This window comes from Thiobacillus denitrificans, assembly GCF_001530125.1.
Taxonomy (GTDB): Bacteria; Pseudomonadota; Gammaproteobacteria; order Burkholderiales; family Thiobacillaceae; genus Thiobacillus; species Thiobacillus denitrificans_C.
In genome coordinates this window covers 18,119-30,820 of sequence record NZ_LDUG01000036.1, presented here as the reverse complement: position 1 = coordinate 30,820, position 12,702 = coordinate 18,119, and the positions used below count along the sequence as shown (strand labels likewise).

Below are 12,702 nucleotides of genomic sequence, written 5' to 3'. Positions count from 1 at the left end.
TGCTGCGCTACCGTCAACCAGGGGCACAGCCCAGACCGCCGGTTCATCATGCCGCCTCCACTTGCGCCAATTTCGCGCGCTTCAGCAGCGCCGAATTGACGATCACCGACAGTGAACTCAAGGCCATCGCCGCAGCCGCGATGATCGGGTTCAAAAATCCCAGGGCCGCCACCGGGATACCGATGCTGTTGTAGATGAAGGCCCAGAACAGGTTCTGCTTGATCTTGCGCATGGTGGCGCGCGACAGGCGAATGGCCAGCACCACGTCGCGCACGTCGTTCTTGATCAGGATGATGCCGCCGGTCTCCTTCGCCACATCGGAGCCGGAACCGATGGCGATGCCAATGTCAGCCACCGCCAGCGCCGGCGCGTCGTTGACGCCGTCGCCCACCATGGCGACCGACTTGCCTTGTTGCTGCAGCTCCTGAATGATGCGCGCCTTGTCGCCCGGCAGCACTTCCGCGATCACTTGCGCGATGCCGAGTTGCGCGGCGATGGCGTGCGCGGTGCGCTGGTTGTCGCCGGTCAGCAGAATCACCTCGATGCCTTCTTGCTGCAGCGCGGACACCGCCTCCTGCGCCTCCGGTTTCAGCGTGTCAGCGACGGCGATGATACCGCGCAGCGCGCCGTCCCAGCCCACCAGCATGGCAGTCTTGCCTTCCGTTTCCAGGCGTGCCATGGCGACTTCGACAGCAGATACATCAATGTTCTCGCGCGCGAACAGGCGGCGGTTTCCCATCAGCACTTGCCGGCCCTCGGCCTGGCCGAGAATACCGTGGCCGGGAATCGCTTCAAAACCTGCCACCTCGGACAGCGTCATTTCTCGATGTTTCGCGGCTCTTACGATGGCCTCACCCAAGGGATGCTCGGAACCGGCCTCGACTGCGGCGGCGAGGCGCAAGATGTCGGCTTCAGTCGCATCGCCGAGCGCAACGATATCAGTGACGTTGGGCTCGCCCCGGGTCAGCGTGCCGGTCTTGTCGAATACCACAGTGGTGAGCTTTTCCGCGCGCTCCAGCACTTCGGCGCCACGGATCAATATCCCGGCCTCGGCCCCCTTGCCCACGCCTACCATCAGTGCTGCCGGGGTGGCGACGCCCAGCGCGCACGGGCAGGAAATAATCAGCACCGCGATGAAGGCGAGCAGTCCTTGCGGGAAGTTGCCGACTGCCCACCAACCGAAAAAGGCCAGGAAAGCGACTGCCACCACCGCCGGGACGAAATAGGCGGTCACCTTATCGGCAAGGCGCTGCACGGCTGCGGTGCTGGCCTGCGCGTCTTCCACCATTTTGATGATCTGGGCCAGCGCCGTCTCGGCCCCCACCCGCGTCGTCTTGAAACGGAACAAGCCGGTGCGATTGATGGTGCCGCCGATCACAGCAGCGCCCGCTGCCTTTTCCACCGGCATGGATTCGCCGGTGAGCATCGATTCGTCCACCGAGGAGCTGCCCTCCAGCACTTGGCCGTCGGTGGGAATTTTCTCGCCGGGGCGCACCACCACGGTCTCATCCACCATCACCGACTCGGCCGGCACTTCCATCTCGACGCCCTCGCGGATGACGCGTGCGACAGCGGGCCGGAGGTCGAGCAGTTTCCTCACCGCGGCCGAGGAGCGTTTCTTGATGATCTCCTCCATGTATTTTCCCATCAGCACGAAAGCGATGATGACGGCGGAGACTTCGAAGTACACCGCGCGCTCATCCACCTCGACCGGCAACACTTCGGGGAAAAACACCACCGCCACGCTATAGAAATAGGCCACCGAGGTGCCCATCGCGATCAGGAAATCCATGTTGATGCGGCGGCTGCGGATGGCGTTCCACGCGCCCTTATAGAAGCTCCAGCCGCCGATGAACTGCACCGGCGTCACCAGAATAAACAGCCACATGCCCCAAGTGAACCACGGCAGCGCCGAAACCGGCGCCCAGCTGACGATGGTGGCGCCGGTGGCCAGCGTCAGGAACGCCCCGGCACGCAGGATGGCGAGCACCAGCACGCCGGTGAGCGCGATCATGACGCGCGTCTTCATCGATTTGAGTTCTTGCTCGGGCGACTCGAAAGTGCGCTGGCAGCCAGTACTGCAAAAATAATAGGCACGGCCGGCGCGCTCCGATTTCAGGGCGGTGGCCTTGTCCACCATCATGCCGCAAATGGGGTCCTTGGCCATGGCCTTGCCTGTTTTCGGCGCTGGAGCTGCGGACGGCTCATGGCCATGATCGTGGCCGTGAGCCGCCTCCGTTGCGGTTTTGCCGCTAGCGGCGTAGTGAGCCGGATGGGCTTCGAATTCATGTTGGCAGCGGGGCGAGCAGAAATAATAGGTTTTGCCCGCATGCACGACACTACCCGCCGCCGCGCGCTCGTCCACCGTCATTCCGCATACCGGATCCGTTGCCATGATCGTTCCCTTCGCCTTTACATTTGGGCGGTTAGCCATGCTGGCCTACGTAGACATCAGGCTCAACGGCGGCGAGCCGCTGGACCGCATCCAGCAAGGTTCGCCCTGTACAGCGAGGACGTCTGCGTCCCGGCTGATTCAACCAGGCCATATCATGGTGGCGCGCCCATCCACCCATAACCGTGCCAGGCGCGTACTATGTCCTGGCGCTGGCTATCGGTCAGCAGGCCATCGATTTTTTGCTGCAGGTTAATCGCCGCGTCGAGTTGCTGGCGCTGCAGATCAAGCGCGGTCCGCGAGGCGGTACGAATCGCGTTCCAGTCGCGCTTCCCGGTTGCATACAGATCGCTTAGCCGGGCCTGCGCTTCCCAGCGCTGCTGCATCAGGCTGCGATTGCGTTCCGCCGAGTCGCGCCACAGCTGGCTGATCTTTTGTTCCTGCTCCGGCGTCAAGTTGGGCAGCTGCCAGGGCATCGTGGCGGAACCGCCACCCGGCATGCCGAACTCCATGCCTGCGCCCATCCCCTGCATCCCCACGCAATACTGGCCCGTCATCGCGTAAGGCATACCCATGCCCCAACCCTGGCCTGACGCCGCGCCCCCCATCAGGCCCGGCCCCATGGCGTAGCCGCCGAAAGCGCCGTCCGATCGATGATGGCTGTCCCAGACTCCCATCCGGCCCCGGCCCTGCCACGGCCCATAGTCCATGCCGCCCGATCCCGAGCCCAAGGCAAGGAATCCCGTCACGACGATGAGAATTGCCCATAAGGCAACCCAGAATCCATTCTTTCGATTCATCGCTTTTCCTTTCTCACGACATGCAACGATGCCCGTGCGGTATTCATGCCACACGGGTGACTTGGCTACTGCGTCAAATCGCGCTTACGTTTCTGAAAGTCCTGATCGTCGATGTCGCCGCGCGCATAACGCTCCTTGAGGATGTCCAGTGCCTTGCTGCCACCACTGATTCGGCCACCCGCCTCGGAAGACGTACCCATCCATTTCACCAGCGCAACAATGCCGACGACGATGAGTACCCACCACAAAATCATGAATATCCAGCCGAAGCCACCGGCCATGCCGTAACCGCTCATCATCGCTTTGTCTCCTCTTAACTGTACGCAAAACCCGGCTGAAACTGCGCCGCCGGACGCACCCCGTTCACTTCTTCTTGGGCGTGGTGTTGGGTGACATCTCGTCCATCTGCTTGCGCATCTGATCCATGCGCTTCTGGGTGTCGGCGTCCATCATCATGCCCTTGCCCATCATGCCGGACATATCGTCCATCATGGTCGCCATCATGCGCATGCGCTCGCCCATCTGCTTTTGTTGCGCCGCGCTCAGGTTGCCTTTGGACATTTCCCCGGACATGCCCATCACCTGATCGGCCATGTCGTTCGTCATCGTGGACATCTGCTGCGTCCCGGAACCCGGGCCACCCTTTTTAGCGTCCATCATGCCCGAGCCCATTTGGGCGTTGGCCGGAAGCGCCAGCGCGAAAACACTGGCCGCGACCAGGGAAGACAACAACGCGGATAAAGTGAAATGCTGTTTCATGTTCATGATTCTTCCTTTCGGTTTTAGAAAATGACCAACCATACGCTCCCAGTGGGAGACACTTAGCGGGATCCCGAAAGCGCAATCATCGAACTTTCGGGGTCTCCACCAACCACTTCGCCGGCGCATCCGATTCTCAGGATCGCTACGGCAGCACCGCCATCTGGTGCCCCTCGCCCGCCGGCAGCTTAATGGTGCCGGTGAGCTTCAAGCTTTTCTGGTCCACCACCCAGATCACGGGATCGCTGCGGCTGGAAACATACACCTTGCCGGTACCGCGGATGGTGTTCAGGTGGTACGGCGCGGGTGACAGCGCGAGCACGCGCTGCGTGCCGCTGCGCGGATCGAGCGCCACCAGCTTGTTGTCGCTGACGCTGCTCACGAACAGCGTCTTGCCGTCGTCGCCGAGGTCGAGACCGTGCAGGTTCGCGCCGATCTTGTGGGCGCCGACGACCTTGCCACTCTCCACCGACACCGCCGAGACCGTGCCGGCGCGCGGGTTGAGCGCGTACAGGGTCTGCTCGTCGGCCGACAGCACCACGTGCTCGGGCACTGGTCCGCCGTCGAGCGTGCGCGTCACGCGCCACGTGGCGAGATCGATCTGGCTCACGCTGCCGTTGCCACTGTTGCTCACATAGGCGCGCTTGCCGTCGCGCGTGATGGCGGTGTAGTTCGGCGCCGGCCCGGTTTCGACGGTTTTGATCACCTGGTTGGACTGCAGGTCCACCACGCTGATGCCGCCGCGCGTCGGATGCGTCGAGATCACGTAACGGCCGTCGGGCGTGATCGCCTGATGGTGCGTCCAGCCGGACACCGGGATGGTGAGCATCACGTGGCCGTGGCCGGGGTGCACCAGGAACAGCCTGCTGTTGGGTGCGTTCGACGGACTGTCCGCCGGCAGCGGTGTCTCCAGCATGCTGCCGGCGACGAGATATTCGCCGTCCGGCGTCGCCACCAGGCCGTGCGGGTTGTCGACGCCCGGGTAGCTTTTGGTGATGCGGCTGGTCGCGGCGTCCACCGCGATCACCTGGTTGCCGCTGCCGAGCGCGATGTACACGGTCGGCGCGGCCATGGCCGACGCCGCGCCGAGGAACAGCGCGGCGGTCGTGGCCCGTGCAATGGAAAATGCTGTTTTCATGTCAACGTTCTCCCGTTTCGTTGTCTTCGTTCAGGAACCGGACGACCGCGATGCGGCACATGCGCCGCGTCATTTGCCGGACTTGCCGAACAGGTACTTGATCAGCACGGCTGATCACGAGGATGAGCACGATCCAGAACAGGATGCCCATCCAGCCGAACTCTTCGTTCTTCGTTCCCCATGATGCGCGCCCTCAGTTACTCTTGAAGAGCGCCCGCAGTTCATCTTCGGTTGGCTGGCGGCGGAACACCACTTCCTCATCTACGACAAGGTTGGGGGAGTGCCGGATGTTATATCGTTGCACGATTTCCGGATGGTCCTCTACAAACAACACTTCGTAGACGATAGCCAAATCTTTGAGCTCGCGTTCAAGGTTGTGGCGGTGGCTGCAACCGCGTGTAGCAATAATCCTGACGTTCATGACTTGATCTCCTATAGGGTAAGGACTTCACTTATCCGACTTGCTCGTCATCGTCGATTCCCTGATTGCCGCTGTCGAGCGTATGTAGACCATGGGTACTGCGATGGCTATCGATGCGGCGAGCGTAATGGCAAACAAGCTACCGATCGTTGTTCGGTGCCGCTTCATCAATCGCCGGACTTGCCGAACAGGTACTTGATCAGCGCGGCAAGCGCGAGGATGAGTACGATCCAGAACAGGATGCCCATCCAGCCCATGCCCCAACCCCAACCATTCATGCCGTCATTCCACATTTTCCCACCCCCATACCGTAGTCGAAGTGCACATCACGAAAAGCGCGACGCCCCAGAGTGGCAACCAGTCGACACTTTTCAGGGTATCCATATCCTGATGCCACCTCACCGCAGTTTTTTGCTCCAGAACCCCCACGCGATTCCATAGAGCGCGCCGAGCACAAAACCGGCGGCGGTGAACAGCACGAATCCCGCCAGGAAAGCGATGGGGCTGCCGGAGATCGGCCACGGGCTGGCCGGCGCAAGCGCGGCGAGCAGCCCGAAGGGTGGAAACAGCGCATCGAAAATGGCGCAGAGGATATATGTCACACCCAGAGTCGTCGCCAGCGAAAACGCATGCACTTTCCAGGAATCAGTCATGCCACACCCCCTTAAATTTATTGGTTCCATAGAAGTGCCATTTGCCTGGACACCTGGCAGCGGCCCCGCCGCCGGCTCCAGATATTGGCCTGCAGATTCATTGCAGGCCAAGCGGTCACGGCCTCACTCCGCCAGATCGGCACGCCGTTTCAGAAACTCATCACGGTCGATTTCGCCGCGTGCATAGCGTGCTTCCAGGATGTCCAGGGCGGTACGCTCGGGTTTCCCATTCCGGCCGCGGATGCCGTAGAGAATGACAAGTGCGACCAGCAGGATCGGAACAAGCCAGATCAGGATCATCCACCCCCCCATGCCGAAATGTTCAAAACCATACATATCCCGCCCCTTTTGTCTGGAATACCTGACAACGCACCACGCACTTACGCGCCGACGGGTTGCCCCGCCGGTGCACTTTCTCCTGCTTGTTTATAGCTCAGTTATTGAGCGCCGAACCATAGGCGCCCCCATTCCCTTTGCCGGACGCATGGCTATCGCCGGGCTTGTGGGGAACAGCCGCTCGCCCGCCTGAATATTGAGCAGGATCGAACCGTATGCGTCGCCTTCACCCCTTTCCGGGTCATGCCTGTCCCCCTCAACGTGGGGGAAATGACTGGCATGCACGTTGGTAATGCTCTGTTTCTGATCTGGGTCATTGTCCTGGTGATAAGCCCAGGCCGGGGCAACCAGCAGGACCAGGGTAGTGAACGTAATGATGGCTTTCATGACTTGCTCCTTCTCTTCAGTTAAGTAAACACGACGGCCATCACCTGTCCGGTTTTACTGGCCGCCCTGGGGTTTGCCCATATTGGTCTGCATCATCATCTGCATCATGTCCATGCGCTTTTCCATCATCTCCATGCGCTTGGCCATCATGTCGTCGCCGCCCGACATGCCCATGCCGCCCTGGCCCCCCATCATGCCCATGCCGCCGCCCATCATTCCATCTTTCATCATCGGACAGTCCATCATGCCGCCGCCGGTCATGCTTTTTCCCGCCATCATGTTTTCCTGCATGGTCTGCATATGCTCCTGCATCAGCTTCTGGCGCTGGGCCGGGTCTTTGGACTTTGCCATCTGTTCCAACTGACTTTGCATTCGCTTGGTATTGGCCTGCATCTTTTGAATCGTCTGATCGGCGGCGGGCGCTATCGCGCCGGCTTTTTGATCGGGGTGGTGCGCCTCAACCGCGAGTACGGGCTGCATAGCCAGAGCGGACAGCATCAGGGCGGCAAATAGTGTGTGGCGTTTCATGGTTGACTCCTTTGCGTGGGAAAAATGAATGAGTATTACGGTTTGACGATTTCGAGTGTGGTCACGGTGAACACGCCATTCACCCGGTCTGCGAGGAACCGTATGTTGTCGCCCGGTTTGACCTGGTCGAGCCAGTTGGCATCCTGGACCCGGAAAACCATGGTCATGCCGGGCATCTCCAGGTTTGCCAGGGGGCCATGCTTGAGGGTGAGCTTGCCTTGGGTCTTGTCGACTTTTTTCACCAGACCTTCGGCAAGCGTAGAGGAATGATCTGCAGCCGCGACATGGCGTGCGTGCTGCATATCGGCCCAGGCAGGCAGTCCGAGGGTCAGGCTCAAACCAAGCGCCAAGGCATTCAGCATAGGTCTCATCTTCATTCCTTTCAATATTGGGCGTAGGTCCGGGTGGACCCGTCCTGGTTCACGAGAAAAACGTCATAGGGATCCATGCGTCCGCCAGCTTCCATGCCGGGCGAACCGACCGGCATGGCCGGTACGACCAGCCCGCGGGCACGCGGTTTATCCTTGAGCAGGCGCGTGATTTCCTTCGCCGGGACGTGGCCTTCGATCACGTACCCGTTGACCTCCGCGGTATGGCAGGAGCCGTAGCCGGGCGGTACGCCGAGGCGGACTTTGTGCTGCGTCACGTTGTCTGTGTCGTGACTTCTGACAGTAAATCCATTCGTTTTGAGGTGGTCGATCCACTTATTGCAGCACCCGCATGTCGGGCTCTTGTAGACATCGATCACCGGGGTTGTCGGGGCGGCCCAGGATGCCTGGGCAAGACCAAGGACGAGAAGGCTGGCAACAAATTTCTTCATACGGGGCCTTTGTTCAGGATTAGGGTCAGTATGGAATGGGGTTCGCACATCAACCTGACAGATGGATTACATTTGTGTCATCTTCGATCCAGATAGGGATGCTGCCGTCACTCGACCATCACCTTGCCCATCATGCCGGCCTCCATATGGCCGGGCACCAGGCAGGCAAAGTCCACTGTCCCCGGCTTATCGAACTGCCAGACGATGCCGCCGCGCTGGCCGGCCTTCAGCGTGATCATGTTGGGCTCGGCATGCTGCATGCCGGGCATCTTGCGCATCATTTCAGCGTGCGCCTTGAGCTCGTCCAGACTGCCGATCACCATTTCATGCGGAATCTTGCCGGCATTCTTGACGAAGAAGCGGACGGTCTCGCCGGCCTTGACGCTGATATTGTCCGGCGTGAATCGCATGGCGTCGTCCATGGTGACTTCAATGGTGCGGCTCACTTTGGCCGGGTCGCCCGGCTTGCCCGTCATCGACGCAGGTGCTGCCTTCTCCATGGCGGACATGTCATGGCCGCCTGGCATCATCTGGTGGCCATCCATGCCGTGCCCGCCGGCGTGGTCCCCCGCCGCCAGGGCAACAGCCGGCAGCACGCCAAGAATCAGAATTGACAGTGTCTTCAGTTTCATAATGTTGCTCCTAATGGGTTGAGTGATTCGATCGTCGTTGCAATACATCAGAACCAGAAACGCACGCCGGCAACCCAGCGTGTTTCATCTGTTTTTTCGCCTGCGATACGGGCCAGGTCGGCGGTCTTGCCGAATTTTCCGGCGCGCTCCACGCCAACATAGGGTGCGAACTGGCGCGTGAATTCGTATCTCAGGCGCAGGCCCGCCGCACCGCCGGAAAGGCCACTGCCAATGCCCAGGGCCTCGTCACTTTTGCCATAGACGTTGATTTCAAGACGCGGCTGCAGGATCAGACGTTGCGTGAGCAGCAACTCGTACTCCGCACCCAGGCGTAGCGCAGTTCTTCCGTTGTCGCCGACATAGGCGGCTGCATCGACTTCGAACCAGTAGGGTGCGAGACCCTGAACGCCGAAGGCCAGCCAGCTGCGATCCGGCCCCACGCCGCTGTCGTATCGCATACCCAGTTGCGTATCCCAGAAAGTGGCGATGGCATGGCCCCATAGCAATTCGGTCCGGGCCTCTTGCAATTTACCCTGGGCAACCTCGCCCTCGGCCTTGACGACCAGGCGGTCGTAATCCCGGCCGAACCAGGCTTGGGCATCATAGGACGTGCTATTGCCATCACGGGTGTAGCTTCGTTCCAGCCGATCGATAAGGAGCGCGCCGAAGTTGTGCTCGTCGGACAGGCGCAGGACTCGTGGCCCGGGGAGTGCATACGGCCCCGATTCAAGCGTGTAACCGCCCGAATAGGCATGCGGGTCACGCGCATCGGGCGGAGCCGATCCACCCTGCATGTCCATTTCGCCATGATCCATGCCGGTCGTACCCTGCTGCGCTACAGACTGGCTGCCGTGATCCATGCCCAGCATTTCAGCGGCGGTTTCCGTCTTTTCCGGTTTCATACCGGGCATCGCACTGGAATCCATACCGCTGTGGTCCATTGCTGGCATCGCATCCTGGGCCGCCTTGGGCTTGACTGCGTCAGGAGACGTAACATCCTGATGCTGAGCATGATCCATCGTCTCGGCGGCCGGACGGGTCTGCGCCCAGGCGGGCGTCATGCCCAGGCCGATGATCGCCATTGCCAGAACGTTCATTCGCTTGTTTGTCATCTTCATATTCCTCTCGATTCCGTCGGCGCTTACGCCACCACCACTTCGCGGAACATGCCCGCATCCATGTGCAGCATCAGATGGCAATGCCAGGCCCAGCGTCCCAGTGCATCGGCGGTGACGAGGAAGCTGATGCGTTGCGCCGGCTGCACGGGAATGGTGTGGCGGCGTGTCTGGAAGCCCCCACCGTCTTGCTCCAGTTCGCTCCACATCCCATGCAGGTGCATGGGATGGGTCATCATGGTGTCGTTGTGGAGAATGACCCGCAGCCGTTCGCCATAGCGGAAGTGCACCGGGGTGGACCGGCCGAACTCAAGACCGTCGAGCGACCACGCGTAGCGCTCCATGTTGCCGGTTAGATGAAGTTCGACCTCGCGCTCGGGTCCACGCGGATCGAGCGGGCCATCGACGGTGCGAAGATCGGACAGCGTCAACACGCGGCGCCCATTGTTGCGCAGGCCAATCCCGGGGTCGTCCAGATTGGTGCGCGCCATGTCCACCCGCATATCGGTGCTGGGGCCGTACTCGGTTTTCGCGTGGCGCGCCTGCGTACTCGGCCTGGCCTGTTTGCCATCCATGGCCATCCCGGCGGGCATGGCGTGCTTGCTGTGGTCCATCGCCATGCCGCCGTGGTTCATGCCGCTCATGCCAGCCGTCCCATTCATGCCGCCGGAACTGCCGTGATCCATGCCGGCCATGCCGGCCATCCCGCCCATGCCCCCCATCGCGCCCATCATGTCGGTCATGGTCAGCCATTCAGCAGGATCAACTTCGGGCACGGGCGCATCGAGTCCCGCGCGAACGGCCAGGGTGCCGCGTGCGAAGCCCGTGCGATCCATCGCCTGGGCAAACACCGTGTAGGCCTCGTCCGTCGGCACCACCATCACATCGTAGGTTTCACCCGGCCCAAATCTGAATTCGTCGACCGTGACCGGCTCGATGTTCTGGCCGTCCGCCTGCACCACGGTGAGCTTGAGCCCCGGAATCCGCACGTCATAAAAGGTATTGGCCGCGCCGTTGATAAAGCGCAGCCGAACCCGCTCGCCAGGACGGAACAGCCCGGTCCAGTTGCCGGCGGGTGTCGTGCCATTCATCAGATAAGTGAGCGTCGCGGCCGAGAGATCGGCCAGGTCGGTCGGACTCATGCGCATTTCGTTCCACATCTTGCGCGTGTCGATCGCGGCCTTGAGGCCATTGCGCGACACGTCGCGGAAGAAGTCCGCCGCAGTAGGCTGATTAAAGTTGTAGTAATCGCCCTGCACCTTCAATTTGGACAAGACACGCATCGGATTTTCATCGGTCCAGTCCGACAGCTGGATCACGTAGTCGCGGTCGGCCCGATTCGTCTCGCCAGCGGCCGGCTCGATGACGATGGCGCCGTACATCCCGGTCTGTTCCTGCATGCCGGAATGCGAGTGGTACCAGTAGGTGCCGCTCTGCTCGACCTTGAACCGGTAGGTGAAGGTTTCTCCCGGCGCGATGCCCTTGAAGCTGATGCCCGGCACGCCGTCCATCTGGAACGGCAGGATGATGCCGTGCCAGTGAATGGACGTATCCTCGCGCAGCCTGTTGGTCACGCGGATCGTGACCGTATCACCTTCGCGCCAGCGCAGCGTGGGCGCCGGGATCGAGCCATTGATGGTGGTGGCCATGCGCGGTTTGCCGGTGAAATTGACCGGCGATTCGGCGATGACAAGATCGAACTCGGTGCCGCTGAGCATCGGTGCGCCGCGGTTGACCGCTTCAGTGCCGCTTGCCCAGCCCGGCTTGACGACCGACGACAGGCCGAGCAGAACGCCACCCGCCGCAAGCCCCTGAACGAACCGGCGACGCGGCAAATCCGGAACCGGCAAATAAAGAGAAGAATAAGGTTTCATGCGGGACTGCCCTCCATAAAATATGATGTTCTGCCTGAATCAATCGGTCTTTGCCGGGGCGAACCAGTTTTGCTGTCGGTCTGCACCCATGCGCCGTGTTCTTTGCACGCCTGACGACATCCTGCATTTTTGCTGCGGACATGAAGCTGACAGGCAGATTACAAATCTGCAATGTGCGCCTCGGCAACGCGCGCTGTGGCAGGATGTGTGCATCCAGCCGAGTATTCCCACCATGGAAATATTGATCGTCGAAGACGAACCCAAGACGGGCGCATATCTGAAGCAGGGCCTCACCGAGGCCGGTTTCATTACGGACCTGGCGCGCGAGGGATGGAACCGGGCCACTTCTGACGAATACCGTTTTATTCCTGCGCCCGGACAGGAAGCCTACGCAATTATTTTTAGTGAGAAGGGGCGGTTGAGGAAGAGGATGGCGCCTTCTGCATGGGGGTGAAACGGCCCTGTAGCGCCGTCTGGCCGGCCAATGCGATGGAAACTACGGCTTTCATATCTGGCGCAAGCTCGAATTTGCCCGAGCCTTTCATCTGGTTATCGCCAGCAGGCATGAGCTTCACACTGGCCTTGCTCTTGCCGGAAAGCAGCGTTGCGGTTCCCGTTGCGCCGCGCGTATCAAATTTTTTGCCGCCGTGGTCCGTGACATAGACGCTCACCTCGTTGGCTTTCACCACCAGTTCATAGTGGTACTGCTGCACCATGCGCAACTGGCCGCCGTGCGGTGCGGGTTGGGTGTCGAGATATTCGTCGGTATGGGCAAACGCACCTTGCGAGAAGAGCATAGTCAAGGCGAGGACGGAAGGTTTCAGGTATTTCATTTTGTGGCTCCTTG

General features: G+C 60.9%; 17 protein-coding genes and 1 pseudogene. 1 reads left to right on the top strand and 17 read right to left on the bottom strand.

The annotated features are described in order from the left end of the window. Positions 1-46: 46 nt before the first annotated feature. The 16 genes from ABW22_RS12485 to ABW22_RS12415 form a co-directional block, all read right to left on the bottom strand. The gene (locus ABW22_RS12485; protein ID WP_059757161.1) at positions 47-2,395 is read right to left on the bottom strand and encodes a heavy metal translocating P-type ATPase; all 2,349 of its coding nucleotides are present in this window, start codon (positions 2,393-2,395) and stop codon (positions 47-49) included. 152 nt (positions 2,396-2,547) lie between these two features. After that, complete coding sequence (locus tag ABW22_RS12480; RefSeq protein WP_059757159.1) at positions 2,548-3,192, bottom strand: Spy/CpxP family protein refolding chaperone; 645 nt, start codon at positions 3,190-3,192, stop codon at positions 2,548-2,550. Between the two features lie 65 nt (positions 3,193-3,257). Then, complete coding sequence (locus ABW22_RS12475; protein ID WP_059757680.1) at positions 3,258-3,488, bottom strand: SHOCT domain-containing protein; 231 nt, start codon at positions 3,486-3,488, stop codon at positions 3,258-3,260. Positions 3,489-3,555: 67 nt separating this feature from the next. After that, a complete protein-coding gene (locus ABW22_RS12470) occupies positions 3,556-3,957 on the bottom strand; it encodes a hypothetical protein (RefSeq protein WP_059757157.1) in 402 nt (133 codons plus the stop codon). A 139-nt stretch (positions 3,958-4,096) separates the two neighbouring features. Continuing rightward, on the bottom strand, positions 4,097-5,089 hold the full coding sequence (locus tag ABW22_RS12465) for a YncE family protein (RefSeq protein WP_059757156.1): 993 nt from the start codon (positions 5,087-5,089) through the stop codon (positions 4,097-4,099). A 1-nt stretch (position 5,090) separates the two neighbouring features. Next, entirely contained in the window at positions 5,091-5,240 is a 150-nt protein-coding gene (locus ABW22_RS17365; protein WP_157648630.1) for a hypothetical protein, read from the bottom strand. A gap of 42 nt (positions 5,241-5,282) precedes the next feature. Then, complete coding sequence (locus tag ABW22_RS12460; RefSeq protein ID WP_059757153.1) at positions 5,283-5,510, bottom strand: thioredoxin family protein; 228 nt, start codon at positions 5,508-5,510, stop codon at positions 5,283-5,285. A gap of 398 nt (positions 5,511-5,908) precedes the next feature. Next, positions 5,909-6,163 (bottom strand): hypothetical protein, encoded by a 255-nt coding sequence (locus tag ABW22_RS12455; RefSeq protein WP_059757151.1) that lies wholly within the window; start codon positions 6,161-6,163, stop codon positions 5,909-5,911. A gap of 123 nt (positions 6,164-6,286) precedes the next feature. After that, on the bottom strand, positions 6,287-6,463 hold the full coding sequence (locus ABW22_RS12450; protein WP_237763341.1) for an SHOCT domain-containing protein: 177 nt from the start codon (positions 6,461-6,463) through the stop codon (positions 6,287-6,289). Between the two features lie 126 nt (positions 6,464-6,589). Then, positions 6,590-6,886 (bottom strand): hypothetical protein, encoded by a 297-nt coding sequence (locus ABW22_RS12445; protein ID WP_059757145.1) that lies wholly within the window; start codon positions 6,884-6,886, stop codon positions 6,590-6,592. Between the two features lie 54 nt (positions 6,887-6,940). Beyond that, a complete protein-coding gene (locus ABW22_RS12440; RefSeq protein WP_059757143.1) occupies positions 6,941-7,414 on the bottom strand; it encodes a hypothetical protein in 474 nt (157 codons plus the stop codon). A gap of 35 nt (positions 7,415-7,449) precedes the next feature. Further along, complete coding sequence (locus tag ABW22_RS12435; RefSeq protein ID WP_059757676.1) at positions 7,450-7,785, bottom strand: copper-binding protein; 336 nt, start codon at positions 7,783-7,785, stop codon at positions 7,450-7,452. Between the two features lie 11 nt (positions 7,786-7,796). Beyond that, complete coding sequence (locus tag ABW22_RS12430; protein WP_059757140.1) at positions 7,797-8,234, bottom strand: DUF411 domain-containing protein; 438 nt, start codon at positions 8,232-8,234, stop codon at positions 7,797-7,799. A gap of 107 nt (positions 8,235-8,341) precedes the next feature. Continuing rightward, a complete protein-coding gene (locus ABW22_RS12425; protein ID WP_059757138.1) occupies positions 8,342-8,866 on the bottom strand; it encodes a cupredoxin domain-containing protein in 525 nt (174 codons plus the stop codon). Positions 8,867-8,913: 47 nt separating this feature from the next. Then, entirely contained in the window at positions 8,914-9,984 is a 1,071-nt protein-coding gene (locus ABW22_RS12420) for a copper resistance protein B (protein ID WP_237763340.1), read from the bottom strand. Positions 9,985-10,007: 23 nt separating this feature from the next. After that, complete coding sequence (locus ABW22_RS12415; RefSeq protein WP_059757135.1) at positions 10,008-11,855, bottom strand: copper resistance system multicopper oxidase; 1,848 nt, start codon at positions 11,853-11,855, stop codon at positions 10,008-10,010. 232 nt (positions 11,856-12,087) lie between these two features. On the opposite strand from ABW22_RS12415, the pseudogene ABW22_RS17360 reads away from it, so the two are divergent. Next, positions 12,088-12,189: pseudogene (locus ABW22_RS17360) on the top strand (DNA-binding response regulator); the annotation flags it as partial. 67 nt (positions 12,190-12,256) lie between these two features. On the opposite strand, the gene ABW22_RS12410 reads toward ABW22_RS17360, so the two are convergent. After that, complete coding sequence (locus ABW22_RS12410) at positions 12,257-12,688, bottom strand: hypothetical protein (protein WP_059757132.1); 432 nt, start codon at positions 12,686-12,688, stop codon at positions 12,257-12,259. Positions 12,689-12,702: the final 14 nt, after the last annotated feature.